This window comes from Fibrobacter sp. UBA3629 (assembly GCF_002374005.1).
In the GTDB taxonomy this organism is placed as follows: Bacteria; Fibrobacterota; Fibrobacteria; order Fibrobacterales; family Fibrobacteraceae; genus Fibrobacter.
Map to the genome: position 1 here is coordinate 1 of NZ_DFLC01000026.1, position 24,069 is coordinate 24,069.

Genomic DNA, 24,069 nt, shown 5'->3' on the forward strand with positions numbered 1-24,069 from the left:
AAAGTACGGAAGTAACCGAGGATGTTCGGACGGCCGTATTCGTTGTTGAACGCAGCGCCACCGAGCGGGCCTTCGATCATGATGTCGAGGGCCGACGCAATGCGGGACGGGCTTCCGAAGTCCTTTTCCCAAGGCTGGACTGCACCCGGCAGTTTCAAGTTCGAAACGCTGAAGCCCGTGAGACCGGCCTTCGGCTTGGAACCCTTACCCGTGGCACCTTCGTCACGGATTTCGCCACCACTACCGGTAGCGGCACCCGGGAACGGAGAAATAGCCGTCGGGTGGTTGTGGGTTTCGACCTTCATCAAGATGTCGACTTCTTCGTGGTGGAAGTCGTACTTGTTGTTGCGCGGGTCAGCGTAGAAGCGGCCAGCGACAGCGCCCTTCATCACGGCGGCGTTGTCCTTGTAGGCGCTGAAGATGTTAGAGTTGTGGAGCTGGTAGGTGTTCTTGATCATCTGGAACAGGGACTTGTCCTGTTTGACGCCGTCGATGGTCCATTCGGCACCGAACACCTTGTGGCGGCAGTGTTCCGAGTTGGCCTGAGCGAACATGTAGAGTTCCACGTCGGTCGGGTTGCGCTTGAGCTCGGTGAAGTTCTTCACCAGGTAATCGATTTCATCCGGAGAGAGCGCGAGGCCCATTTCCTTGTCGGCCTTCACGAGGGCGTCGCGGCCCTGGTCGAGCACCGGAATCACATTCAGCGGACGCGGTTCTTCCTTGCTGAACAAGACTTCGAGGGATGCGGTGTCGGCAAACACGGCCTGCGTCATGCGGTCGTGAATCTTGGCGGAAATCTTTTCGCGGGCGCCAGCCGGTGCTGCACCTTCAAACTTTACATAGTATGCAATAGCGCGTTCGATGCGCTTGATGGCCGGGAGGCCGCAAATGTGAGCGATATCGGTAGCCTTCGAGCTCCACGGGCTAATAGTACCCGGACGCGGGCACACCACAAAGAGTTCGCCTTCGAGAGCCTTGGGTTCGCGGGCCGGACCGTAGTGCAGCACCTTCTTGAGCGTTTCAGTTTCTGCATCGGAAAGTTCGGCGGACAGGTCCACCACGTGCAGGAATTCAGCGTAAACGGAAGCGACAGAGAGCCCCGCAGCCTTGAAATCGGAAGAAAGTTTCTGGAGACGGAAATCCGACAGAGCCGGCGTACCACGTAAAATGAGCATTATAAACCTCGGTTTAAATTTTACGCCGTAAATTTAGAAAAAACATGCGGGAGGGGACCCAGCTCGGAGTTGCGAAGGCCGCACGGTCCCCTCCCTGCACCCTCCCCTTCCTTGGCCAACGCTTTATTATCTTCCATAAAAAATAACACGACCCTTTTTAGAGTCGTGTTTCATTTTTCCGTATCTTATTAAGTGTCAAGCGATTAGCGTTTTTTACCCTTCTTGCCTTTCTTGCCCTTGTCGGCCTTTGCAGGCTTTGCGGGAGCCGGGGCTTCTTCGACAGCTTCGTCGCCCTCTTCTTCCTCGCCTTCCACTTCTTCTTCCTGAGCGGCAACGAATTCACCGTAAAGCGCGCTCACGTCGATAGAATTGAGGCCCGAAAGGGTCTTGAGTTCAGTCTTCTTGTCGACATCGACCTTGTCAAAACTGGAGATGATGAAGTAGGCGCTCGTGGCCTCGAAACGGCGAGTCTTGTTCGCGATGCTGTTGGCACCCTTCGTGGTCGGGAAGTACTTGGCTTCGAGCTTCGCCATATCCTGGGAAGTCTTCACCGTCTGCTTCGCTTCGCTGGCCAACGCCCACACAAGCTTGTTCACGTCGGCAGAATTGTTCACGCGGCTCAAGATTTCAGTGGCAGCGTCGTAGTTCGCCTTCGTTGTCGTATTATAGTGTTCGGTCGCCTGGCCTACATAGTTGCCTTTCTGCATAAGGACCAGCGCCGCGACAGCGACAACCAGGATGGACAAAACAATGGCAATGTTCTTACTATTCATCCTATACTCTCCTTATTCGAAATGGTAGGGGGCCGCTTTCGCAACCGTGAAGTTTTCAGCAAAATTGTATTCGACGAGGGCCTTGTAGTCGCTCTCCTTGAGCTTGCCCTTGACAAACGTAAACTTGACGACGCAGTTCTTGCCACAGGCAACTTCCTTCACGCCGCCTTCGTCCTTCAGGAGGAACTGTTCGGCAAGGCCGACCGCGCTGATGTCGCTCTGGACCTTATCCGGAATGCTTGCCGCCGTGTACATGTACGAGAGCTGCTTCACGCGGGCACCCGTATCCTCAAAAATTTTCTTCACGTTGGCATCGAATGCCGTCTCGGTATTCGCACCCGCGATAGTCGCGTAGACAAGCTTCCAAGCCATGCCGTACTGGTCCATCGATTTCCACTGTTCCTGGAGTGTCGTATTCACGGCCGCCTTGTAGGCACCGACCTGTTCCTTGACCGTTGTCTGTGCCTGCTCGTTGAGCTGACCCTTGAACACGAACATCACGACCACGAGGGCCACGATGAGCACACCATCGACAATGGCCAGAATCTTGAACTTTTGCTTATTCATAGATAATCCTTCGAATTAGAATTGATTTAATATGATTAATAAGAAAATAATACTTAATTTGAAAAAAGCAAGCAAATTTATAGAAAAATTTGCACCCCAAAAGGCGAAATAAGGCAAGGAACGCACTTTTTTGTATATTTTTCCCAGAATGACAGAAAGCAACGAAACAAAAAAACTGCCGTCGCAGATCATTTTTGAAAACCTGAAGGAACTCCTCCGGGCAAAGAACGCCGCCCACGAATCCATCTTCAAGTTCCACTGGAAAAAGATGTGGCCGTTCAACCGTATCTGGCCGCAGGTGGACTTCGAGCGCATCGTACGCCTGATGAGCGAAATCCGCAAGAACATCATCGCGCAACAGAACCTCGTCATCGAAGCCAAGGAAAAGTCCAAGCCTTTCGAAAAAGTCTTCCTTGACGCCGTACCCGCCTATCTCAAAAGTCTCGATGAAAGCTGCAAGGGGCTTGCCGACATCGCACAGTGGAAGCAGGACATGCTCTACAAGAAAATTCGCAAGCAGGCAAAGCTGGTCCGTGACACGCGCGACTACAACACCCTCCTGAAGACCTACGAGAAGCAACAGGGGGACTTGGTCCGGGCCGGAGCCATCGTGCAGATGGGCTGGGGCGAAGTCGTGCAGAATCTCCCAAAATAGGATTCGGGCCCGCCCATGCCTGCGATAAGCGTCATCATCCCGGTTTTCAATACGGAGCCCTTCCTCGCGAACTGCCTAGCGAGCATATACGGGCAGACGTTCCGGAATTTCGAAGCGATCGTAGTCGACGACGGTTCCACGGACGGGAGCGCATCCATAGCCAAGGCTATCGCCGAAAAAGACTTACGCTTCCGCATCGTCACACAGGAAAACAAGGGGCTCTCGGAAGCGCGCAACGCAGGAATCGAAGCCGCGCAGGGCGACTGGATAACCTTCGTGGACAGCGACGACATGCTCGCCCCGAACTTTCTGCAGGCTCTCTTCGATGCAATCATGCAAACCGGTGCGGACATCGCCTGCAGCGGCAAACTCCATTTCGGGGATATCCCGCAGAAAGCGGGCTCAATTTCGACGCTACGGGCGCATTACGGATTCAGTCCCCACTCCGGGAACTGCATCCGGCTCTCCCCCACGAGGGCGCTTGCAAATGCATTGTACCAGAACGACCGCCCCGACTATTCCGCATGGAACAAACTTTATGCGGCCAGCCTCTGGAAAGGCCGACGGTTTCCGCCAGGAAAATTCTTCGAAGACATGGCTACAATCCCACAGGTCCTTCTGGATGCAAGACTTGTCGCATTCGTGCCTGATCCCCTCTATCACAACCGCAGACATTCCTCAAGCATCCTCGCCTCCTCTTACAACCGAAAAAAGGCGGAGCTCCTGGATATCGCGGAGGCGGTATGCAGCCAGGTCAAAGGCAAGGGAGCGAGGCTCGAAAGAGCAGCAAGGAGCAACCTCTTCAGCGCAAGCTGCAGCATCCTGATGCGCACGGAAGACACGCCCGAATTCGCCGACTACCGCGAACGCGCATGGAATCACATCAAGGATTTGCGGATGGGAACATTGTTCAACCCGAGAACCCGGCTCCGCAACAAGGCCGCTGCGCTGATTTCTTTTGCCGGAAAGACGACGCTCGTAAGGGCACTACGGAGGCACGGATGATTCCGAAGAAGATTCATTTCTGCTGGTTTTCCGGCGACCCCTACCCCGAAAGCGCACAACGTTGTCTTGAAAGCTGGCAGAAGTTCCTGCCCGATTTCGAGTTCATCAAGTGGAATGCAGAAAAAGCGCAAGCCACAGGCATCCCCTGGGTGCTGGAGGCGCTCGGACAAAAGAAATGGGCATTCGCGGCCGATGCCGTTCGGCTCTACGCCCTCTACAACGAAGGCGGTTTCTACCTCGATACCGACGTGGAAGTTTTGCGTCCACTCGACCCGCTGCTGAACCGCCCGAATGCTTTCGGCTACGAAAACGGTTCCAGGCGCATCGAGGCGGCGGCCATGGGATGCGAGGCGGGATGCGAACCGATAAAGGCTGCTCTCGAATTCTACCACCACACGCACTTCGAATACCGCGAATCGGGCGTAGACGACATGGTGCTCCCGAAAATTTTGGCGGACGCATTTGAGAAATTCCCCAATACCGAAATCCTGCCCGAAAGCGCGTTTTCGCCCAAGAGCTACATCGACGGGAAAATCCGCACGACCGGCGACACCTACTGCATCCACCATTTCGACAGCGCATGGCGACCGGAATCGGTCCGCAAGGGGATTCGGCGCAGGCAAAAGCTGTTCGCCACCTTTCCCCGCCCTATTGCAAAAGCGCTTTCCCTTCCGCTTTCGCTGTGGACGAACCTCGCGACCCTCGGGGTGCGCGGGACTCTCAAAAAGATTTTCAGATTACCGCTTTAGCAAAAAGCGCGGAATGAAGAGCTTGGGGAAGCGCTTGAAGAACGGGAGCGAGAACGACCAGAGCTGCGGTAGCCTGCGAAGGGCCTCCTTCTTGTCGCAATAGGCAAGCATCGAAAACCAGTGCGACTTCCAGGTGTTCACGGCCTGCCGGTACAGCGGATGCGAAGAATACTTGTCGATGACCTTGAGCGTATTTTCGTACAGCCAGTTCTTCTTGCCCGAAATATTCGTCGAATGGATTCGATAGTAGCAACAGATTGTATCGAGAACAGGGACGGGTTCGTATAGCGAAAGGAACTTCAGCATCATCTGGAAATCCTCGATGACGAATTCCGCATTGTAGCCGCCCAGGTCGCGGAACACCCTGCAGTCAATCATTTCCGAACAGCCGTGGAGTTCCTTTTTCCCGAGAAACACCTCGGCGAACGTCACCTCGGGAATTCCCGAAGTGTATCGCGGATCCGGAGCCGATTCGAGCTTGCCATCGGCATCCATATTGATGACCTGGCCAAAGCAGATGGGCTTGCCGGGATGCGATTCCAGGTAGTCGCTCTGGAGCCTGAGACGGTCCGGAGGCATGATGTCGTCGGAAGCAAAGCTGCAAAAATACTTGCCTCGCGCCATGGACAAGAGTTCGTTCATGGTCGGGACAAGGCCCTTGTTCGGACGGTTTACGTAGGTAAACTTGAGTTCGGCCTGCAGGCGTTCGAGAATTTCGGGAGACCTGTCAGAACTGCCGTCGTCAATGACAATGAGTTCAAACGGCACGCCCTTCTGCGCCATCACGGAGCGCACCGAAGCCTCCACGTACTTTTCGTGGTTGTAGCAGGCCATCAGCACCGACACGAGCGGCGGCATTTCGCGTTGTTCCGTTTCGGCGCCCTGCACAAAAGCCTTCACGTAAACGTTTTCGTCTATCTTTTCGGCAAACATGTTCGTTATGGAGTATTCCATTTGAGCCTCCCGACCGTTATGGCGAGAACGACCAGCGTCACAAAGTTTTCGAGCGCATAGGCAAGCATCGGGCCTTGCAGTTCAAACAACCTGATTCCAACGAAGGTTCCCACGGCAAAGAGAAGGTTCGCCCCCACCTCGATAACGAGGAAAGCCTTCGTTTCGCGGCGAGCTACTAGCACCATGCCAAAGCACCAGCCTCCCGAACGGAACAGGTCGCCCAGCAACTGAATCGGCATAAAATCCGCCGCAGGCGCATACGCTCCCGAAAGGAGAATCGCGACGACAAGGCTACGTCCAAAGTAAAGCGCGATGCAGAACAGGAGCGTAAAGCCCATCATGCGCAGGAAAATCGGATAGAATTCCCTGCGGAATGCATCATGCGTCATGTTACGGCTAATACGCGGCAAGACAAGCACCCCGAGGATTGCCGAGAAGATGGACGCAAAGAAGTCCGATATCTTGTAGACGCCCTGCCAGATGCCAGCGGCATTCCAGCCGAGTTCAGAACCCACGAGCGAACGCACAACCATAAGGACGAGCGGCGCGACAATCATCGGCACAAGTCCCATCATGGCATACGACCACCAGGGCTTGCGAACATCCAGAACCGATTCCCTGAAGGTCTTGATGTTGAATCCTGCACGTGCCGCCACGCGGGCGGCAAAAATTCCTGCGACAATCGACTGCGTCGCGATGATGGAAAGCACAGAAAGGCGACCGGAATAGAGGAAGAACGCGACCCAGAGCATCTGGAAAAGCGACGCGACTATCTGGATGAGCGCCCAGCGCTTCACGAGCCCAAGGCCGTTCATCACCGCAGAGCATATCGCGACCATGTTGGTAGCAAGCATTCCTGGAAGCGCAAAGAGGATGGCCGCCTGCGCAAGGCGCGGATGCACCCCCGGCAGCAACGATTCAAGCGGGGCCACGAAGCAGAAGATGACGGCGACGACGCATGTAAAAATCGTTGCAAAGGTCGTGAGCCGGAATCCGCCACGCCAAATGCCGTGCAGGTTTCTGAGGTTATCCTTGTTCTGTGCGGTAAGGCTCACCCAGCCGTTCTGCATCGCAAGGCTCGATGTCGCCTGCCCGATGCTCATCCAGTTCATGAACTGCCCGACACACGCGAATGCGGCAGGCGGCAAGAACACGGCCAAAAGCTTGTTGATGACAAAGGCACGGAGCGTATTGAATAGCGTCACCGAACCCGAGCCGAAGAACAGTTTCCATATTTTAGAGGAATGGTCCACCGTCAGCCGCCTACTTTTTTTGGAGACTGCACGCTGTCTATTTCGCGAATGACACGCGCGGGGACACCACCGATGACGACGTTCGCCGGGAACTCGCCCGAAACGACCGCACCCGCCGCGACAACAGAATTTTCACCAATCGACGTTCCCTTGAGAATGGTCACGCGGTCGCCAATCCACACATTGTCCGCGAGCGTCACCTTGCCCATCTTGGGATTCCCTCCGATGCGTCTCGACGGGTCGATTTCGTGAAAGTCGCTATCCATCAAGGTCACCGAAGATCCAATGAGCACATTGTCGCCGATTTCGATTCCCTCGCCTTCGGAAACGGCGGTAAAGTGGTTGCAAATCTGGCAGTTCCTGCCGATTACGATTTTTGAATCCTTGTTGCGCACGTTCAAGAACTCGTAAGATGTCCAGTAATCCGCATCCTCGATAAACCCGAACGAGGTTCCCTCCCCCACGACGATACGGCCCTTACCTTCGCAAAGTACGGGAGCAATGGAGCGGAACTCGCCTTCGGGCTTCGCTGTCGAAATGCTCCTGAAAAAGAGCACCCACGAAGTCCGCAACAGCTTGCGGATGATTCTAACGAACAAATTCATTCATCGCTCCAATAATTTCGGAAACTTCGCCGTCCGTAAGGACCTGCGACACGGGGATGCTCAACACGGTCTCGGCAATCTTCTCCGCAATCGGGAATTTCGGATTCGCGGGAAGCAAGAAGTTTTCACCCTCCGGCCCGGCCGCGTAGGCCTGCTGCAAATGCGGAGGAATCGGGTAAAAGATAAGCGTCCCGATACCGCGGGCCTCGAGATGTCCCTGCAAGGCATCGCGGGTCGCCCGGTCAGGCGTGCGTACCGTAAACACATGCCACACATGCTCCCGCGGGTCTGCCGGAATTTCGGGCAATCGCACCAGCGGGTTCCTGATTTCGCGCACGTAGCGGGCCGCAATTTCGCGGCGGCGTGCGTTCAAAGCATCAAGATGCGGGAGTTTCGCGAGCAAGAAGGCAGCCTGAATTTCGTCGAGGCGGGAATTGACGCCGCGATACTCGTTCACATACTTCTGTTCGGAACCGTAATTGCCGAGCATCCGCACCACGCGGGCGAGTTCGGCATCGTCGGTCAAAACCAAGCCCGCATCGCCGAGCGCCCCGAGATTTTTCGTCGGGTAGAAACTGTAAGCGACCGCGGCGCTTTTTGAACCGGCGGACGTAGCGTCCGAACCAAGCCGTGCACCATGCGACTGCGCCGCGTCCTCAAAAACAAGGAGATTGCGCGTCTTGGCAAATTCGCTAATTGCCTTCATGTCGGCCAAGCGCCCATACAGGTGCACCGCGAGAATCCCGCGCGTCTTTTCCGTGCAGGCATCCGCAAGCCGTTGCGGGTCGATGTTGAAAGTATTCTCATCGGGCTCCACGAGCACGGGCACAAGCCCTGCCGCATTCACCGCAAGTACCGTCGCGATGTAGGTATCCGCGGGCACAAGGATTTCGCTACCCGGAGCCAGGCGGCCAAGTTCGACGGATGCCCGAAGCATGAGCGTGAGGGCATCGAGCCCGTTCCCGACACCCACCCCGTGCGCAAAGCCGGAGTAGGCGGCAAATTCCTTCTCGAAGCGATCGCAATAGGATCCGCGGATATACCAGCCCGATTCCACGACCGCCGAGGCAGCGTCCTTCAAAGCGTCCATGTAGGGAGCATTCACCTGTTTCAGGTCAAGGAAAGGAATCTTCATTACCGCTCCTTCTTGAACTTGAGGTATTCGCCGTAATCGCGCCAGTAGTCGCTCTCGTCAAACTCGTGCGAAGTGAGCACCAGGCAAATGGAGCCCGAAGAGAACCCGAGTTCCTCGGCCCACACTCCGGGCGGAATGTGCAGCCCGAAATACGGACGGTCAAGGCGGTAGACCTTCTCGTTCTCGCCGTCGGAAACCTTGATATCGAAAGCGCCGCTCGCCGCGACCAGCAGCTGGTGGCATTCCTTATGCGCGTGTCCACCGCGCGTCACGCCGCCGGGAATATCGTACAGGTAAAAAACTCGCTTGATATCGAAGGGTATCTCCTTCGAATTCTGGATAGGCGTAAGGCTACCCGAACGCTCGCTTATCCTCGGGAGTTCAATGAGCGAGCACATGTCGATGCGGGCTTTCTTCAAATCCTGCTCGTTCATTTGCGTACCTCGCGGATAAACTCGTCAAAATCACGGATGTAATCCTCCTCGGAAAAATCCGCCGAAGAAACGACTAGCGCAAGCGAATTGGTCGAGAAATTGTCGAGGGTGCGCCAGTGCATCGGGGGCAGGTAGAGCCCGTAGTACGAGCGCGAAAGGGAATAGCGCTTTTCTTCTACACCGTCGTGCACCACCACATCGAAGCTGCCCGAAAGCGCGACGAGGAATTCCATCTCCGTCCTGAAAGCATGGCTCCCGCGCAGGCAACCGCCCGGCACGTCGTAAATCCAGTAGGTGCGCCGGATTTCGAACGGGACATGCTTCCCCGATTCCAAAAAGCTCAAGTTCCCGCGTTCGTCGAGGAACTTGGGCAACTGGATGATTTGCGCTTTTTCTTCAAAATTCGGCATATTATGAAAGTAATATACAATTTTTTATGTTCTGCAGGCGGTAGATTTGTATCTTTAAGGCATGTTCAGTGTTTTGCCGTACGATTCGCACCTCGAGGCGCGTTGGGACCGGTTCGTGATGAACGAATCGGTAAACGGCACTTTTTTGCAGACAAGGCGATTCCTGAACTACCATCCGCAAGGGCGATTCAAAGACGCATCGTTCATGCTGGAATCGAGCGGCATCATCGTCGCAGCCTTCCCCGGCAACCTGACGGATGCGGGAGAATGGATTTCGCACCAGGGTTCCACCTTCGGCGGCCCAATCATCTCGAAGCATTACTACACCGCGGAACGCATCGCAAGCATCGTCGAATTTGCGGAAAATTATCTGAAAGGCATCTGCAAAAGTGTCCGGATGCGCCCGACATCGAGCCTCTTCGCCCTGGATTCGACAGCCCTCCTGGAATACACCCTGGAGCACCGCGGCTACAGGCGCCAGACGGAACTCAGCGCCTTCTGCACGCTGGCCCCGGACAAGGACCCGTTCGAAAGCTGCAAGGATTCCTGCCGCTCGGTATTCCGCAAGTCGCTTCCGCACAACCTCGAATACCGAGAAGTGACAGACGCGGAACTGCCCGAATTCTACAGGCACCTCTGCATTTCGAAAGCGAAGTTCAACGTGAAGCCCGTCCACACGCTCGACGAGCTTCTCGACCTCAAGCACAACCGCATCGCAAACGAAATCAAGTTCCGTGCGCTATGGAAAGGCGGGACGTTTGTCGCGGGAATGATGATGTTTGATTTCAAGCAAACTAACGTCCGACATGCGCAGTATATCGCCCCGAACGTAGAAATCCGTGACTTCCAGCCCTCGACCGCCATTTACATAAGCGTCATGCGCGAAGCCGCGAAAGACGGGATCAAGAAATTTTCGTGGGGAATCTCGACCGAAGATTGCGGCGAATACCTGAATCTTCCCCTGTTCAAATTCAAGGAATCGTTCGGAGCCAAGGCCTCGCTGAACCTTATTTACAGCAAAGATTTCTAGATCATAGCATGAATCGGTGCACCACTCAGTCCTTCAAACAGCGGACCGAGAACCCGAAATTCGGCCTCAAAATGAGCAGCGCTACACTAGTGTTTGCATTATTCAAATACGCAGTGAACGTCTGCTCGGTAAGACGATTGTTAGAACTCCAGAAGGCCATGGAGATGCCCTCACTTTTAAAACTCCCCTCGCCATACACGCCAGCAGGCAACGCTGCAAACGAATAGGAATCCGAGCCATTTCCATCGTCGTTCCAACCGCTTACAGATTTGAGCATATCGCCTGCGGAAGATGAGCCTCCAACATCATTGAATAGCGTGCGAAATTCCGTCGTGTCGGGCAGATGCCAACCCTCAGGGCAAATACCACGCACCGGGTATTTCTGGAAGCATATTTTTCCATAGCCGCAGCCCATGCCATTCGTGCTCCACAAACCAGCGCTGTCCATCGCAGCCGCCCACGTATAAAGGCGACCGTACTTGTCGCAATATTCTGCAGAATCGTTATAGCACCAGCTCGTGGAATCGGAGGTGTAGTCCCCATCGCTATAAGGAACGCCAACGAATGCGTAATTCAGGTTCTCTGCCATCCACCACTGATTACCAATCTTTACCGTCTTGTAAGACTGGCCATCGCGAGAATCGATCAAGGTTCCCTCAATTACAGTCGATGGGTCTATGTATCCCTCGGAAAGACTGCTACTAGATTTCACGCTGCTGCTTGTCATGGCGGCCGGAGCCTGCCCCGAGCTTGATGAATGGGAGCCGCCATCTCCTTGACTGCTACTCGACTTCGGCGTAACGCTGGAAGAAGAATTCGCAGAACAGCTAGACTCTATCGACGACGATAAAACGCTGGATGAAATTTCCTTCGTGTCCGGGCGCGAAATCAAATCACTTTCATCGTCACTGCAGGCGACAAGCATCACGAACACAAGCAGAACGAACAAGTTTTTCATAAAGCGCATTTTTCCTCCTTAATGTTTCTTTTGCCTTTAAAAAAAGCACGCCATTTTTGCCCTGGGGCATATAAAACACAGCAAAACGGGCTATTTATATGCCCCTGCATGAAAAATAATCGCCTAGCATCGCTCCGTCAAGTCCATGGGGCATATAAAGCAGGCCAACGAGGGCAATTTATATGCCCCTCACACGCACATAGGCGCACAACCGCATCCGTTTTGTCACGCACAAACTAATAAAGGGCATATAGATCCAGCAAAAAAAGGGGAATTTATACGCCCCGATGGCAAATCAGCCCCAAAATTCGCCCGCACCAGCCATAAAACTTACCATCGCCGGCCAAAAAACGCCTTCTAGAAGTGCGGCGGCCACCGTTCGTCCACAAATTGCTATATTTATGCATATGAGTGAATATTTGCATAAATCCAGCATCGGCCCCGTTGAGCCGAAGGACTTCGTCAAGGACTATGGCGAGGCCGGTTTTGCGCTGGAAAACGGAAAGACGCTCCCCGCGCTCAACATCCGTTACGAGACTTACGGCAAGCTGAACGCCGCCGCCGACAACGCGGTGTGGGTCTGCTCGCCCTTGACCGCCGACGCACACGCCGCCGGCTGGTACACCGAAAACGACAAGAAGCCCGGCTGGTGGGACGAACTCATCGGCCCCGGCAAGGCAATCGATACCGACCGCTTCTTCGTGGTCTGCAGCAACATTTTGGGCGGGTGCAAGGGCACCACGGGCCCCGCAAGCGTGAACCCGCGCACGGGCAAGCCCTACGGGAGCACCTTCCCCACCATTACGATAGGTGACATGGTGCACGCCCAGAAGGAACTCGCCGACGGCCTTGGCATCAAGGAATTCTACTGCGTCATGGGCGGCTCGATGGGCGGCTTCCAGGCGATGAAGTGGGCCATCTACTACCCCGAGCAGGTGAAACGCATCGTGATTATCGCGAGTTCCCCGCGCTTCTCGAGCCAGGCGCTCGGTTTCGAAGTCGTGGCCCGCGACGTGATTACGCAGGATCCGAACTACAACAACGGCGATTTCTACGGTGAAGGTGTCGCAAAACCCGACGTGGGCCTCGCGAATGCCCGCAAACTTGCGCACATCACCTACCTCAGCGCCATCGGCATGGAGCAGAAGTTCAAGCGCGCGCAGGCACAGGAAAACAAAAGCCACGCCGTCACGTATTCCACGCCGTTCGACCTGAACCTACCTATCGAAAGCTACCTGCGTTACCAGGGCAAAAAGTTCGTGGACCGCTTTGACGCGAACAGCTACCTGCACATCGCGCACGCGACCGACGCATTCGACCTCGAAACCGAATACGGCAGCATCGAGAACGCCTTCAAGGACATCAAGGCCGAAGTGCTGAACGTGAACCTCTCCACCGACTGGCTGTTCCCGCCGCACGAGAGCCGCCGCATCACGAGCGCACTCCTGAACGTGGGCAAGAAGGTGACAAGCCTCGAACTCGACACGCAGTTCGGGCACGACGGATTCCTTATCGAAGTGGGCGAACTCGGCAAGGCCGTAGGCCGCTTCCTCGATTCAAAGATTATCCCGCAGCAAGGCACGCAGGCCGTTCCCGTTTTCCACGAAGAGAGCGACTTCAAGCTGCTCGGCAAGCTCGTGAAGGAAGACAGCCACGTGCTCGACCTCGGTTGCGGCAGTGGCGACCTGCTCGACTTCCTCATCCAGAAGAAGAACGTCACGGGATTCGGCATCGAGAAGAACATCACGGGTATCCTCGACTGCCTCGAGAAGGACGTGCAGGTCATCCAGCGCGACCTCGACGACAAGGGAATCTCGGACCTGAAGGACGGAAGCTTCGACTACGCGATTATCAACCGCACCATCCAGGAAATCCGCGACCCCGTGGCACTCCTAAACGAACTGTTGCGCGTCGCAAAAAAGGCCATCGTCACGTTCCCGAATTTCGGGCACTGGACCACCCGCGGAAGCCTCATGCTCCACGGTCGCATGCCCAAGTCCAAGGAACTGCCGTACGAGTGGTACGACACGCCGAACATCCGCCTTTTGACGGTAAAGGACTTCTACACGCTCTGCAAGAAGGAAGGGTTCAAGATAGAGAACATCAACTTCCAGAGCGACCATACGCTGAGTAAGGTCCTTTCCGCATTCGGACTCAAGAACTTTGGCGCAGAACACGTGATTGCCACTATTTCGAAGGTTTAGACATGTCGATTATTTCCATGACCGGATTCGGAAAGAGCGAATCCACATTGAACGGAACCACCTGCGTTATCGAAGTGCGCAGCGTGAACAGCCGTTTCCTCGAAATTTCAAGCAAGATTCCTAAAAACTTCGCCTACCTCGAAAACGACCTGAAGGCGATCGTGAAAGACAAGCTCGCACGCGGTTCGGTGAATCTTTCCATCACGCTCGGCGAAGGCGCCGTCGGGAACATTCCCGTGTGCTACAACGAGACGGCAGTGAGCAAGTTCGTGGAAATCACGAAGGCCATGCAGGCCAAGTACGGCATCGCCGGCGAAATCAAACTCGAGCACATTCTCGCGATTCCGGAAGTGTTGCAGTTTACCGACGCGGGTGCCGACAACGAAGCCTGGGAAAAGCACCTGAAGGCAGAACTCGACAAGGCGCTCGACGGTGTAATCGCCATGCGCGAAAAGGAAGGCGCGAACCTCGCCGCCGACCTCACAAAACGTGTCGCCCACCTGGAAGACGTGCTCACGAAAATCGAGGTGCTGGACCCGCAGCGCATCGACACGTGGAAGGTCAAGTTCAAGGAACGCATCGACAGCCTGATGAAGGATAGCGAAATCGACGACGTGCGCCTGTTGCAGGAAGCCTGCATCATGGCCGACAAACTCGACATCCATGAAGAAATCACGCGGTTCCACAGCCACAACAAGCTGTTTCTGGATGCCCTCAAAAAAGGCGGCGCACAGGGCAAGAACCTCGGGTTTATCCTTCAGGAGATGGGGCGCGAGGCAAATACGCTCGGAACAAAGTGCCAGAGTGCAGAGATTGCAGCACTTGCCATCGAACTCAAGAACGAAATCGAGTGCATTAGGGAGCAGAGCTTAAACATCGCATAAGGCTCGGTCATAGAAGATGCCCGCCTTTTCGTCCACAGAGTGGATAACTCAACTAAGGCAATAAATTGCCAAGTTTCGTATAGCGGGCATGACATTACGCGGGCGCACTTTATTTTTTGGAAGTCTTCTTCTTGTCCTTCAGCTGGACGCGGCGGCTACCCGCACGCAGGCGTTCCCACGGGCAGAAAGCCATCGTTCCGAACGTAAATCCGAAAAACCAGATTGCAAAAGCGACCCAGAGAATCACAGCACCGGCTATTTCCTTGCCCGAGGCATTCCCCATGTCGACCGTGACGGCCGCAAGCGAGAGCAGGCTAGAAACACAAACCGGCAGGAACATTTTCTTGCCAGCCTTCACGAGGGCTCCCGCCTGAGGCGATCCTTCAGAAAGTTCCTTGCCAGCAACAAGCGCAAATGCCACGACGTTTGCAAACCCGACCACGCTCAGAACCGCCCAGACAAGCCACGCATTGCCGGGAATCAGCGGCAACCACGCCACAAAGCCGGTCATCAAGGCCCACGAAAGCGCAAACGGGAAAAGCGCGCAGGCGACACTCCACTTCGCAAACAGCAAAAGCAGAAGCGCAACTCCGGCAAAAGCACCGTAGAAAGGCAACTGCATTCCCTCGGCCCCATCAAGGAAGCCTAGCGATGCAATCAGCGCAACCGCGGCCACCACGGAACCGAGACCGCCACGGATTCCGCCAAAGACAAAAGAAAGGACAAACATCGCAATAGCGGCGACACACAGGTACTGCGCCGAATTCCAGAAAGCGCCAACACCATCCAGATTCGCAAGCCACATGCCCATGCCTTCGGATGCAGCAATCGGAAGCGTATTGACCGCCTGCCAATCCTTCGCCAATAAGGTGACCGTCAAAACAACCATCAGAACCACGAAAATCAACCTGAAGCGAAGCATCAGTTCCAAAAATTTCTGCACCTTGCCCGGTTTCTCTCTCAAATCCATATTTACCTCGAAATCAAAAGTTTCTGTTTCTTAGTCCACGTCTTTTTCTTGAAGCTGTTCGTCGCGGCGACCTCGCTTCGCACAACATAATGATACAGGCCGTTGGCCAGAAGCCGCCCGTGGTTATCCTTGCCGTCCCAGTGCGTCACGCCCGAAACGGCATCCTTCAGCACTTTTACCAGACGGCCATGCTGGTTATAGATAAAGATATCCACCGTAGATTCGCGATCCACTGCAAGATTCTTGAAGTAGAACGTAGTCCCCTTCTTCCCTACCGGATTGGGAACGTTGAACACGTCGGCAAGGCCCGCCTTCATGTCGTCGGAGATTTCCAGGTTCACCGTCTTTTTCGCGATATTTCCCAGCACATCCTGCGCCTGGACTGTAAACACGTATTTCCCAGCAGGGTACGAAGCCGATGCGAACTCCTTGCGGAGAACCGCGCGTCTCGAATTCTGTTCCATGAACGGGTACGGATGGTAGGGCGCCTCGACGCCCCTCAATTCAAACATGATTCCTTCATCGGCCTGCTCACGGAAATCAAGCCCAGTCGAATCCTCGACCACCACCTGGAGGCACGCCGGGGACTGCATCTTTACCGTCTCACCATCGGCATAGGACGCCTCGGAACCCTTTCTGAAGCAGGACTGGACATGGATAGTCGGAGGGACAGCGTCGTGAATGGAATCGGCATATGCCGAAAAGCCGAACACACCGATTCCCCCGATCCTGAGCCTTCCTATCGGGGCCTCGTTTTTCGAGTAGGCCCAGGCGCTGAACTCTACAGCCGTATCGCCAAACGCAATCTTCCGGGGCAAAACAAATTCCGTTTCGAAGCGGCCGCCCGCCACGGGAATCTGTTCTGAATAAATCAGGGACCCCTCGTACAAGACATCCAGCGTGTCATTTTCCGAATCGTAGCCCTTGTAAAGGCGCTTGTTCCTGGAACCTTCGCGCAACGACAAGGATATGTTTCCATCCGACATTCCACGGACAGATCCACTGAGGCGCATTTTGTCCAGCGCCTTGAGCGTATCTATCTTCTGGTCGAGCGACACCTTGAAATCCGTCTTGAGCATCTGAATCACCGGTTCGCCAAAAAGGATGTAATGTTCGTTGTTATAACGTTGCGAAGTATACTGAAGCGGATCCTCTTTTTCCCAGCGCACCTTCTTTGCCTTGACAAAGGCGTCACCGATGGTAATTCCAGGGTTCGCAAGCAAATTCAGAACAAAGTTTTTGCCCAACAGTTCGTTGTAGACACCATAAGTCTCGCGGGCCGCCCCCACCGAAGCAATCGACCCCGCCCCGGGAGCAATCAGGAATTCTTCGGACAGCGAGCGCTTGCCTCCTTCGTCAAAACGTCCCACCGCGCAGGAGAACGAATTGAGAATCGTGTAGCGTCCCTTGTTGTTGACTCTCGAAAGGTAGCTCGGCTTAAGAAGGCCTTCGCCTGCCCAGTCCGTCTTGGATCCATGCCCGAAATAGGTTGTGAGGAGCGCACCCTGATTCAGGATGTTAATGAAATCCTGAGAAGCCTGCCGCTTCTGCCCAGCCGCATCCACATCGTAATCCAGCAGGTAGACCTTTTTCTGGCTCCAGCGGAATCCAATTTCATCAGTCAGCGCATTGATCAGCCTGGACACACTTTCCTGCTTGTTCGTATGGTCCATATGATCATCGAATACGCCATTCTTCGCATCATCGGCCGTGAGAAGTAGCGTGTTGCGCCATTCCGAATGGTCAAAGACGCCCACTTTTTCGTATTCCTTCGCCTTTTCAATATAGGCGGAAAGTTCGACAGTCGACATCACCGGCATGCGTCCGACAGAAAGGTCCAAGTCGTAAGAACCGAAACGCACCATTTCGCCAGAATCAAGAGCCGCAAAGAAATCCTCCGTCACGGCGTCTTCCATCTCGAAAGGCGGGATAAAGTTCTTGCCGAGTTTGCCCGTAAATCCACGGTAATCGTAATGACCGTACCCGAGAAGCAGCACGTATTTCAGGTCCTCACACACGGAATAGGCGTAGGCGATATAGTTGCGAATCGCCACAGGCGAAAGCGAACCGCCCGTATATTGCCGATAAACGTCATCGACATTGACGACCGTCGTCGCAAAAGACGTTCCCGCCTCGCCTCCCGAACGGAACTCACCCAACGACACGGCGCCATCCAGAAATTCCGGGGCCGATATGATGAGGTACTCCGTCTTGGAGTTTATTTTCGAAATATCCTTCAAAACGCCATCAGGCACGTCGGCAGCGATTTCTACCGAAAGCGCCGTCCGATAGACGCCCTTGCGGTAAGCCAGGTAGCGGACATCCTCACCCGGGGCGATGCTGTCACGGGCGTATCCCGATTCCACCGACAAAAGCCCGACGGGCCTTAAATCGACGAACTTCATGATTTCCACGTCCGATTTTGCCGGAATGCGAATCACGCCAGTCGCGTTTCCCGGGAGCATCCACTCCGCAGAATCGACAGAAGGTTCCCAGCGGTAGGCGACCGAAAAGCCGTCAAAGCGGTCATACTGCAAATCGTTCGGGAGCATCGTCATCGAGAATTCGTTTCCACCTTCCTTGAGCGCATCCGTCGTGAACCGGAAATTTCCGCCGGGCAGCAGTTCAGCATCCGCGCGATGCAGGGTCGCACCATTTACATGGAAATCGAACCTGATTCCGTTCATGCGTTCCGCGTAGGGGTTCATCGAAAACGTCGAGCCACCCCTCTGGTCGTTGAGCTGTTCCACCGAGGATGTCGCTGCGGAACGGTACGGGAAATACGAGACATCGACAACGGCCGATTTCCCGGCCACAAGCCCCGGCAGGTTCCTCACCTGCGGAAGCGTAAGCTCGGAAGAAGCCACCGCCGTCGTGTCAAAGCGGCAATGCCAGTACCAGAACCATTCCTTGCCCGTCGTAGATTCCCAATCCAGGCCCTTGCCGTGGAAGGCATCCCTCAAAAAGGCATCTTTCTCCGAGCGCACGAAGCGCATCCAGGGAACATCCTTTCCCTGCGTCTTGATGGCAGGCAGCCTCTCATCGAGCCGAAGCCCCTTGCCCGTCTCGCTCCACCCCAGCTGGAAATACTGGAAGTAGGAATAGGGAGATGAGGAGAAGTAGTAGGTGGAATCGTACTTTTTCCAGAAGGACGTGCCGTAGCCGGCGAAAACGATCGAATCCCCCTCGCCAAATGTCCCGTCGGGGGATGCTCCGTTCCTGGAATGGTCGCGAACCTCGATCGGAATTTCGAAAAGGCCGTTCGGGAGTATGGACTGCGCGCCAGGCACCGTGGCCTCGAGCGTATCGGGAGACGCTCCGTAGAGTCTCAACTTCTCTACGGGAATTCCGTCGAGGTCCGATTGCCGCAAAAACGGGACAAGCGCGTTGCGGATGGTCTTGAATTCTACCGCATAAAGCCCGTCCTCGCTAAGAGTCGCATGGTTCCTGTCCCCAACGACTAGGCGCGCCAGAAAATGGACTCCGGAGATATCGGCCGCGCCGGATTTTTTCAGCGCCCCTCGAAGGTTCCTAGTCCGGACACCGAACTTCGAGGCTCCTTCGGGGTTGTCCACGCGAGAGACGGCACGCTTGCCGGGATTGATTCCCGAACCCGCCATCGAAAAATCAACCGTAAGCCTGTAGCGTTTGCGGAGCCTGAGCGAGGAGCCCGACTTCTCGTAGAGCGGGACGACCACTTCCATAATCCAGAGGCCATCCTTGAGCGCAGGCGCCGAGGCCTTCACTCCAGAAAACTTCGGTTGCACGCCGCTACAGTAGTCGCCACCGAGCGGAACCGTCGACTGCACCGAAAGCGACACCCGAGGCTTTGAACCGGCCGGGACTGCGACCCGGTAAATGCGGAAGGGCATTCCGGATTCGGCATCGTATTCCGAATTCTCGGGAACAAACGTTCGACCGGGGATACCCGCCCCTTCCTCATCCGTACAACCGTAAACCGAAGCGTCAACAACCGCGTCATCCAAGACAAAGCGAGAACGCGAATCCTCCACGACCGTGGAAGCGAGCGCAGAGACGCCGAGCAGCAGGCATGCCAATATGTGGATTCTGAACTTCACCATCTAAAAATATAAAATCGCAACCCCGTAAACTACGGATTCGTGATAACCATTTCGTAAAAACCGTTGCCGTCCGTCTTGAACTCCACCCACTGCCCATCGACAGCCTTCGTCTTGAAAATGGTAAACTGAGCGGGCTTCACGCCCTTCGAGAGGATAGCCTCGAGTTCGGTGTCCGAAATCATCGCGCTGGAATTGAACGAGGCCATGTACCAATGCCACGGCTGCCAGTTGAAAAGCGCTCGCGTCGACTGGACGAAGGCCCGCAGCATCAGAGAATACTCGTAGGCAAAGAAATCGCGGTAATTGCGTATTTCCGAGCGCTTTTCCACGACCGTCTTGGTCGCGAAGTCGGAATCGAAGCGGAGCGGCGTGGCATCCCGGTTCTCGTAGGTAAAGCGGATGGACTTGTCGTTTGCCACGACCTTCAGGGTCGGGCGGTCCAGGTGGACGAATTCCGAGGGGGAAACTGCCCTGTAGTCACGGAACACCACATCGGGGCTGAGCACCCGGTTCATCTTCAGCGGTACGGGTTTTGCATCCAGCGAGGCAAGTTCGTAAAAGACTATGACTTCGCCCGTGCCCTTGGGCAAAAGCACCGACAGCAGCGGACGCTCGCGTTCCGAAATCACCCAAACCATCTTCGGCTTGTTGTTCGACTTGAGCAACGGGTCCAACACCTTCATTACGGACGGGTCGCGGACGCCGTTTACATCCCATTCCATCCAGGTTCCGGTTCCGCCTACCGAATCGAGGACAGCAAACAGACGTTCGCCGCTAAATTCGCCCTTGGAATCAACGGCGCCCAGAAGCTTGGAAGCCGGAGCGGCAAAAGCCTCCGTCACAAGGGCAAGCACCAGCGAACAAAGAAAAAAAAGACGCATCCGCAGCAACTTTTCCTAGAAGCCAATCGGTTCAAGAAGGCTATCGTCCAGACGCGAATACGTCATGTGATATTCCTTCTCGATCCAGTAGAGGGCGAGTTTCTTTGCCGTCCAATTCTTCTTGACGGCAATGGATTCTATGCCCTTGGTAATGAGCGGAAGGGTTTCGGGCAGGTCCAGTTTCCACGCGAGGTCGTCCCATTCGAAAATTATGACGGGCACCTCGGGACTTTTCGCAAGCCCGACACTTCCGCGGTCGTTCTTCACCTTCATGGGGCCGAGGTTCAAGTTCGTGAAGCGTTCCAGCATTCCGCTCTTGCTGAGCATCATAAAGAGCATGCGGTCCTCGTCCGTCTCCCACAGGTGCTCACGTTCATAGAGGCGGTAGAGGATGATGGTGTAGGCCTCGTAGAACTGGCAGGTATCAAGCGCCTCGGAATCATAGACCTTTGCATGGTTTTCGAGCGTATCGAGCCAGTATTCCGAAGAATCCGTCAGGTAGGCATACAGCGTATCGGCAGGAGCTCCGTTGCGCACGGCATCGAGGAACCCGCGGAACATGCTTTCGAGCATCGCCTGCTTGTCGTCGAGCCCCTGCTGGTACTGCGCATCTTTCTCCTGAGCGGCCGGAGAATCTGCCTTTGCAGCAGCAGCGCCATCTTTCGCCCCCTCAGAAGTTCCCGCACAGGCCACAAACGACAGCGCCAAGGCCGCCACGAGGACCACCACTATTTTATTTTTCATGATATGCATCGCGATACCTACCTCAGAATGACTTTGGACCAGCTCCTGGCAGCCTGCACCCAGAAAGGTTTCCAGGGATCCGGCCCCGGCGGCCAGCACAGGAACAAAACCAACACGGGAGTCCTGCTGAACCTCCGCGAATACAATTTAGAAATCAAATCCTGCGAAGCGAGGTCGGCAAAGGAAAACAGGACCCATGCGCTGCACCGCATGCAGATGGCCATCGCGCTGAACGTCCGCGAGACGCCCCCGGCTGTCGAAATTCCCTTCCCCGGCAGCAACGGCCACATCCAGCCTTCGAACGCGCTATTTCCGCTCTTTATCGCCCACGTGTTCGACATCATGGCGCAAAAGAACGGGGACACCAAGGAAGCGGCCGCCGCCTTCAAGCTCACCCCGAGCGCGCTCGTGAAGATTCTCAGGCAAGACAAGGCCTGTGCCGAAAAACTCCAGAACCAGCGTGTCGCAGGCGGAAAATCCAGGCTAAAACTCTAGTTGATAAAAAAAAACGGCAAAAAAGGAACATTTTCCCGTTTCAGCCGTTTTTATGTGTAGGGACAACACAAAAACCAAGGAGGTTACATGCTCCCTACACAAAAAATCAAGAAAACCGCATGCGCAATGGCGCTCGGATTCTGCGCCCTTTCCGCCTGGAACTGCGGCGAAAGCGAAACCAAGGACAACGCCCTGACCGTCTCTAGCGAGACCGCCAGGATCGCACTCCGTCTCGAGCACAGCGACACCCCACTCCTCGACAGCCTCGTCCTCGACTGCGAAGGCGCCGACACCCTGCACTTGGTGCAGGACGGTAGCGAAGCCGAATTCAGGCTCGACCTCTTCCCGCACGAACGCTGGAAATTCTCCGCGAAGCTCTATGCAAACGGCGAACTCATGCAGATCGGCGAAATCGAAGCCAAGCTCGAAGCGGGCGAAAACACAAATCTCGCCATCCCCATGCATGCTGTCGCAGGTTTCGTCTACGTCGAAATTCCTCTCGGATTCGGGAATCCCGCAGGTATCGCCTCGGGAACGCTCACGCTCAGCTCCGGAGCCGATGTTTTCGAATATCCCATGGCCGTCGAGGGCTCGACCGCCATCTTCAAGAGCGGGGTTCTCCCCCTCGGAAGGGATTACGGGATCCGCATCGAGCTTTCCAATTCCGACGGGATTGCCATCTTCAGCCTTTCCGACACGTTCAGGCTAGACGAATCGAGCCCAGTGCCCGAGCTGAAGATAAACTCGCTCCGTGCAAGGATCGCCCTCGCCATCGAAATCGCGGCGGACGTGAACCTCGGGATTTCGCTCCCGCTCCCGGCTTCGCGGAGGGTGGCAGGAACGGGTGACCTGGTCATCAGCGAGTTCCTGGTAAACCCCGTCAAGTCCGACTCCACGCAGTTCGATTTCATCGAAATCTACAACGGGAGCAACGACACCATCGATGTCGAAAACTGCTTCATCGGCAAGAGCACGAATTCCAAGGAATCAGCCGCCATCGAGCCGCTTTCCATTCTGCCTCGCGAAGCCCTCGTGCTCGGAAACGACACTAACCCCAACACACCCGAGGAATACCGTCACACGGAACTCATGCCCACGTTCACCAAGAGCAACTCATCCACCGCGGCAGCCATCGTGCTGCACTGCGACGGCGAGATTATCGACTCCGTCTACTACGGCAAACTCGACAGCCTCCACCTTTCGGCTGTACCGCTGAACGGTTCGACCTCGACCACCAAGAGTTCGCAGTTCGACCTTTCCGGCTGGGACGACCGCGAGAACCCGGAAAACTGGTGTCTCGGGACGCCGACCCCGGGCGTTGCAAGCTTCTGCGAGTAATGAGACAAGGGAGGGCAAGCCCTCCCTAAGACCCTCCCGAGGGAAAAAAACTTCGGCAAACTGCGTTTGCCTCGCGCATACGCTTTGCGTATGCGTAAAAAACTGGTCGGCATCCTTGCCGGCCTGTTTTTTAATTCCGCAATAAAATTTGAATCTAGGCGTGCAGCTGCGCCACGGGTTTTTCCATGTCGAACAGGCGGCGCAGGAGTTCGGTCTTGGCTGGGTCGCGTTCGTCGGGGAGTGTGAGCGGCGCCATATTGATGGCGACGAGGATAGAACCCGGGTAGTTGTTGACGCACTTGATGAATTCGCTCGCCGATACACCCTCGGTGTAGAAATCCACGACAAAGGTATCCCAGTCGTCGTTTTCGATCTGCTCCATGGCTTCGGCTTCGGTCTTCACCGCCTTGAAGGTGGCCCCGACCATGAGGTCCGAAAGCACTTCGAGGCAGGCGTTTCGCCTTGCATCGTCCTCTTCCCAGATGAGAATGCGGCGTTCGCTGTAGTCACGGACAACCGCGGAATCTTCGGGAAGTTCCTCGGGGAAGAACTCCTTCGCTTCCTCGCTCATTTCGTCGTCATTTTCAAATTCGTCTAATTCTTTTGCCATAGTAGCCCAAATATAGTAAACCTGCCCCTCAAACGTTGCCATTTCTATCTTTAATTTCTAAATTTGGGCGCAAAAATTAAAACACAGGCAGATTCTATGGACCAGTCAAAAATCAGAAACGTCGCCATTATCGCCCACGTTGACCACGGCAAGACCAC

At 55.2% G+C, this 24,069-nt stretch carries 23 protein-coding genes and 1 pseudogene; 9 read left to right on the forward strand and 15 right to left on the reverse strand.

Features of this window, described 5'->3' with window-relative positions; translation table 11 throughout:
* The 3 genes and pseudogenes from B2310_RS08435 to B2310_RS08445 form a co-directional block, all read right to left on the reverse strand.
* Positions 1–1,175, reverse strand: a pseudogene (locus B2310_RS08435) (phosphoribosylformylglycinamidine synthase); the annotation flags it as partial.
* A 203-nt stretch (positions 1,176–1,378) separates the two neighbouring features.
* Positions 1,379–1,948 carry a hypothetical protein gene (locus tag B2310_RS08440; protein ID WP_290730474.1) on the reverse strand — a complete coding sequence of 190 codons (570 nt, stop codon included), beginning with the start codon at positions 1,946–1,948 and terminating at the stop codon, positions 1,379–1,381.
* Positions 1,949–1,960: 12 nt separating this feature from the next.
* Positions 1,961–2,515 (reverse strand): hypothetical protein, encoded by a 555-nt coding sequence (locus tag B2310_RS08445; protein ID WP_173381888.1) that lies wholly within the window; start codon positions 2,513–2,515, stop codon positions 1,961–1,963.
* Positions 2,516–2,663: 148 nt separating this feature from the next.
* Between B2310_RS08445 and B2310_RS08450 the strand changes: the two genes are divergently transcribed.
* The 3 genes from B2310_RS08450 to B2310_RS08460 are packed head-to-tail and all read left to right on the forward strand — an operon-like array spanning position 2,664 to position 4,924.
* Positions 2,664–3,170, forward strand: coding sequence for a hypothetical protein (locus B2310_RS08450; RefSeq protein ID WP_173381889.1), 507 nt, complete (start codon positions 2,664–2,666; stop codon positions 3,168–3,170).
* Between the two features lie 15 nt (positions 3,171–3,185).
* Positions 3,186–4,175, forward strand: a complete 990-nt coding sequence (locus tag B2310_RS08455) for a glycosyltransferase family 2 protein (protein WP_290730480.1) — start codon at positions 3,186–3,188, stop codon at positions 4,173–4,175.
* Positions 4,172–4,924: a glycosyltransferase family 32 protein gene (locus B2310_RS08460; RefSeq protein ID WP_290730482.1), complete on the forward strand. Its 753-nt coding sequence runs from the start codon at positions 4,172–4,174 to the stop codon at positions 4,922–4,924. The genes B2310_RS08455 and B2310_RS08460 overlap by 4 nt, the downstream gene beginning before the upstream one ends.
* Here the strand turns inward: B2310_RS08460 and B2310_RS08465 are convergent.
* From B2310_RS08465 to B2310_RS08490, 6 genes are read right to left on the reverse strand one after another with little or no spacing between them, the layout of a single operon-like run.
* Positions 4,913–5,878: a glycosyltransferase family 2 protein gene (locus B2310_RS08465; protein WP_290730485.1), complete on the reverse strand. Its 966-nt coding sequence runs from the start codon at positions 5,876–5,878 to the stop codon at positions 4,913–4,915. The genes B2310_RS08460 and B2310_RS08465 overlap by 12 nt on opposite strands.
* Complete coding sequence (locus B2310_RS08470) at positions 5,863–7,131, reverse strand: O-antigen translocase (protein ID WP_290723981.1); 1,269 nt, start codon at positions 7,129–7,131, stop codon at positions 5,863–5,865. The genes B2310_RS08465 and B2310_RS08470 overlap by 16 nt, the downstream gene beginning before the upstream one ends.
* A 2-nt stretch (positions 7,132–7,133) precedes the next feature.
* Entirely contained in the window at positions 7,134–7,736 is a 603-nt protein-coding gene (locus B2310_RS08475) for an acyltransferase (RefSeq protein ID WP_290723983.1), read from the reverse strand.
* Positions 7,720–8,871 (reverse strand): DegT/DnrJ/EryC1/StrS family aminotransferase, encoded by a 1,152-nt coding sequence (locus tag B2310_RS08480; RefSeq protein ID WP_290730488.1) that lies wholly within the window; start codon positions 8,869–8,871, stop codon positions 7,720–7,722. Before B2310_RS08480 ends, B2310_RS08475 begins: the two co-directional genes overlap by 17 nt.
* Positions 8,871–9,305: a sugar 3,4-ketoisomerase gene (locus B2310_RS08485; protein ID WP_173381894.1), complete on the reverse strand. Its 435-nt coding sequence runs from the start codon at positions 9,303–9,305 to the stop codon at positions 8,871–8,873. The genes B2310_RS08480 and B2310_RS08485 overlap by 1 nt, the downstream gene beginning before the upstream one ends.
* A complete protein-coding gene (locus tag B2310_RS08490) occupies positions 9,302–9,715 on the reverse strand; it encodes a sugar 3,4-ketoisomerase (RefSeq protein WP_290730491.1) in 414 nt (137 codons plus the stop codon). The genes B2310_RS08485 and B2310_RS08490 overlap by 4 nt, the downstream gene beginning before the upstream one ends.
* A gap of 61 nt (positions 9,716–9,776) precedes the next feature.
* On the opposite strand from B2310_RS08490, the gene B2310_RS08495 reads away from it, so the two are divergent.
* Positions 9,777–10,745, forward strand: a complete 969-nt coding sequence (locus B2310_RS08495) for a GNAT family N-acetyltransferase (RefSeq protein ID WP_290730493.1) — start codon at positions 9,777–9,779, stop codon at positions 10,743–10,745.
* Positions 10,746–10,770: 25 nt separating this feature from the next.
* On the opposite strand, the gene B2310_RS08500 is transcribed toward B2310_RS08495, so the two are convergent.
* The gene (locus tag B2310_RS08500; RefSeq protein ID WP_290730496.1) at positions 10,771–11,703 is read right to left on the reverse strand and encodes a fibrobacter succinogenes major paralogous domain-containing protein; all 933 of its coding nucleotides are present in this window, start codon (positions 11,701–11,703) and stop codon (positions 10,771–10,773) included.
* A gap of 407 nt (positions 11,704–12,110) precedes the next feature.
* Here B2310_RS08500 and metX point away from each other — a divergent pair, with 407 nt between their 5' ends.
* Together metX and B2310_RS08510 are read left to right on the forward strand one after the other, a co-directional pair.
* On the forward strand, positions 12,111–13,907 hold the full coding sequence (gene metX, locus B2310_RS08505) for a homoserine O-acetyltransferase MetX (RefSeq protein ID WP_290730499.1): 1,797 nt from the start codon (positions 12,111–12,113) through the stop codon (positions 13,905–13,907).
* 2 nt (positions 13,908–13,909) lie between these two features.
* Positions 13,910–14,791 carry a YicC/YloC family endoribonuclease gene (locus B2310_RS08510; protein WP_290730502.1) on the forward strand — a complete coding sequence of 294 codons (882 nt, stop codon included), beginning with the start codon at positions 13,910–13,912 and terminating at the stop codon, positions 14,789–14,791.
* Positions 14,792–14,900: 109 nt separating this feature from the next.
* Here B2310_RS08510 and B2310_RS08515 read toward each other — a convergent pair whose 3' ends face one another.
* Genes B2310_RS08515 through B2310_RS08530 form a run of 4 tightly spaced genes read right to left on the reverse strand, consistent with a single transcriptional unit; the run spans position 14,901 to position 21,468 of the window.
* Positions 14,901–15,761, reverse strand: coding sequence for a hypothetical protein (locus B2310_RS08515; protein WP_173381900.1), 861 nt, complete (start codon positions 15,759–15,761; stop codon positions 14,901–14,903).
* Positions 15,762–15,763: 2 nt separating this feature from the next.
* Entirely contained in the window at positions 15,764–19,843 is a 4,080-nt protein-coding gene (locus tag B2310_RS08520; protein WP_290730505.1) for a C25 family cysteine peptidase, read from the reverse strand.
* Between the two features lie 29 nt (positions 19,844–19,872).
* Positions 19,873–20,724, reverse strand: coding sequence for a hypothetical protein (locus B2310_RS08525; RefSeq protein WP_290724002.1), 852 nt, complete (start codon positions 20,722–20,724; stop codon positions 19,873–19,875).
* A 15-nt stretch (positions 20,725–20,739) separates the two neighbouring features.
* Positions 20,740–21,468 (reverse strand): hypothetical protein, encoded by a 729-nt coding sequence (locus B2310_RS08530; protein WP_290730508.1) that lies wholly within the window; start codon positions 21,466–21,468, stop codon positions 20,740–20,742.
* 3 nt (positions 21,469–21,471) lie between these two features.
* Between B2310_RS08530 and B2310_RS08535 the strand changes: the two genes are divergently transcribed.
* Both B2310_RS08535 and B2310_RS08540 read left to right on the forward strand, forming a co-directional pair.
* Entirely contained in the window at positions 21,472–21,963 is a 492-nt protein-coding gene (locus B2310_RS08535; protein ID WP_173366080.1) for a peptide chain release factor-like protein, read from the forward strand.
* Positions 21,964–22,050: 87 nt separating this feature from the next.
* Entirely contained in the window at positions 22,051–23,301 is a 1,251-nt protein-coding gene (locus B2310_RS08540; RefSeq protein ID WP_173381902.1) for a lamin tail domain-containing protein, read from the forward strand.
* Between the two features lie 154 nt (positions 23,302–23,455).
* On the opposite strand, the gene B2310_RS08545 is transcribed toward B2310_RS08540, so the two are convergent.
* The gene (locus B2310_RS08545) at positions 23,456–23,911 is read right to left on the reverse strand and encodes a hypothetical protein (protein ID WP_173366078.1); all 456 of its coding nucleotides are present in this window, start codon (positions 23,909–23,911) and stop codon (positions 23,456–23,458) included.
* A gap of 96 nt (positions 23,912–24,007) precedes the next feature.
* On the opposite strand from B2310_RS08545, the gene B2310_RS13400 reads away from it, so the two are divergent.
* The coding region (locus B2310_RS13400) for a GTP-binding protein (protein ID WP_414655108.1) at positions 24,008–24,069 on the forward strand (62 nt) is incomplete at its 3' end.

What these genes read in the sequence shown, in the direction of transcription:
- metX (WP_290730499.1), top strand. Translation starts at nt 12,111, where the DNA reads ATGAGTGAATATTTGCATAAATCCAGCATCGGCCCCGTTGAGCCGAAG.
- B2310_RS08515 (WP_173381900.1), bottom strand. Translation starts at nt 15,761, where the DNA reads ATGGATTTGAGAGAGAAACCGGGCAAGGTGCAGAAATTTTTGGAACTG.
- B2310_RS08510 (WP_290730502.1), top strand. Translation starts at nt 13,910, where the DNA reads ATGTCGATTATTTCCATGACCGGATTCGGAAAGAGCGAATCCACATTG.
- B2310_RS08445 (WP_173381888.1), bottom strand. Translation starts at nt 2,515, where the DNA reads ATGAATAAGCAAAAGTTCAAGATTCTGGCCATTGTCGATGGTGTGCTC.
- B2310_RS08460 (WP_290730482.1), top strand. Translation starts at nt 4,172, where the DNA reads ATGATTCCGAAGAAGATTCATTTCTGCTGGTTTTCCGGCGACCCCTAC.
- B2310_RS08475 (WP_290723983.1), bottom strand. Translation starts at nt 7,736, where the DNA reads ATGAATTTGTTCGTTAGAATCATCCGCAAGCTGTTGCGGACTTCGTGG.
- B2310_RS08530 (WP_290730508.1), bottom strand. Translation starts at nt 21,468, where the DNA reads ATGAAAAATAAAATAGTGGTGGTCCTCGTGGCGGCCTTGGCGCTGTCG.
- B2310_RS08525 (WP_290724002.1), bottom strand. Translation starts at nt 20,724, where the DNA reads ATGCGTCTTTTTTTTCTTTGTTCGCTGGTGCTTGCCCTTGTGACGGAG.
- B2310_RS08485 (WP_173381894.1), bottom strand. Translation starts at nt 9,305, where the DNA reads ATGAACGAGCAGGATTTGAAGAAAGCCCGCATCGACATGTGCTCGCTC.
- B2310_RS08455 (WP_290730480.1), top strand. Translation starts at nt 3,186, where the DNA reads ATGCCTGCGATAAGCGTCATCATCCCGGTTTTCAATACGGAGCCCTTC.
- B2310_RS08520 (WP_290730505.1), bottom strand. Translation starts at nt 19,843, where the DNA reads ATGGTGAAGTTCAGAATCCACATATTGGCATGCCTGCTGCTCGGCGTC.
- B2310_RS08490 (WP_290730491.1), bottom strand. Translation starts at nt 9,715, where the DNA reads ATGCCGAATTTTGAAGAAAAAGCGCAAATCATCCAGTTGCCCAAGTTC.
- B2310_RS08500 (WP_290730496.1), bottom strand. Translation starts at nt 11,703, where the DNA reads ATGAAAAACTTGTTCGTTCTGCTTGTGTTCGTGATGCTTGTCGCCTGC.
- B2310_RS08440 (WP_290730474.1), bottom strand. Translation starts at nt 1,948, where the DNA reads ATGAATAGTAAGAACATTGCCATTGTTTTGTCCATCCTGGTTGTCGCT.
- B2310_RS08450 (WP_173381889.1), top strand. Translation starts at nt 2,664, where the DNA reads ATGACAGAAAGCAACGAAACAAAAAAACTGCCGTCGCAGATCATTTTT.
- B2310_RS08540 (WP_173381902.1), top strand. Translation starts at nt 22,051, where the DNA reads ATGCTCCCTACACAAAAAATCAAGAAAACCGCATGCGCAATGGCGCTC.
- B2310_RS08535 (WP_173366080.1), top strand. Translation starts at nt 21,472, where the DNA reads ATGCATCGCGATACCTACCTCAGAATGACTTTGGACCAGCTCCTGGCA.
- B2310_RS08495 (WP_290730493.1), top strand. Translation starts at nt 9,777, where the DNA reads ATGTTCAGTGTTTTGCCGTACGATTCGCACCTCGAGGCGCGTTGGGAC.
- B2310_RS08480 (WP_290730488.1), bottom strand. Translation starts at nt 8,871, where the DNA reads ATGAAGATTCCTTTCCTTGACCTGAAACAGGTGAATGCTCCCTACATG.
- B2310_RS08545 (WP_173366078.1), bottom strand. Translation starts at nt 23,911, where the DNA reads ATGGCAAAAGAATTAGACGAATTTGAAAATGACGACGAAATGAGCGAG.
- B2310_RS08465 (WP_290730485.1), bottom strand. Translation starts at nt 5,878, where the DNA reads ATGGAATACTCCATAACGAACATGTTTGCCGAAAAGATAGACGAAAAC.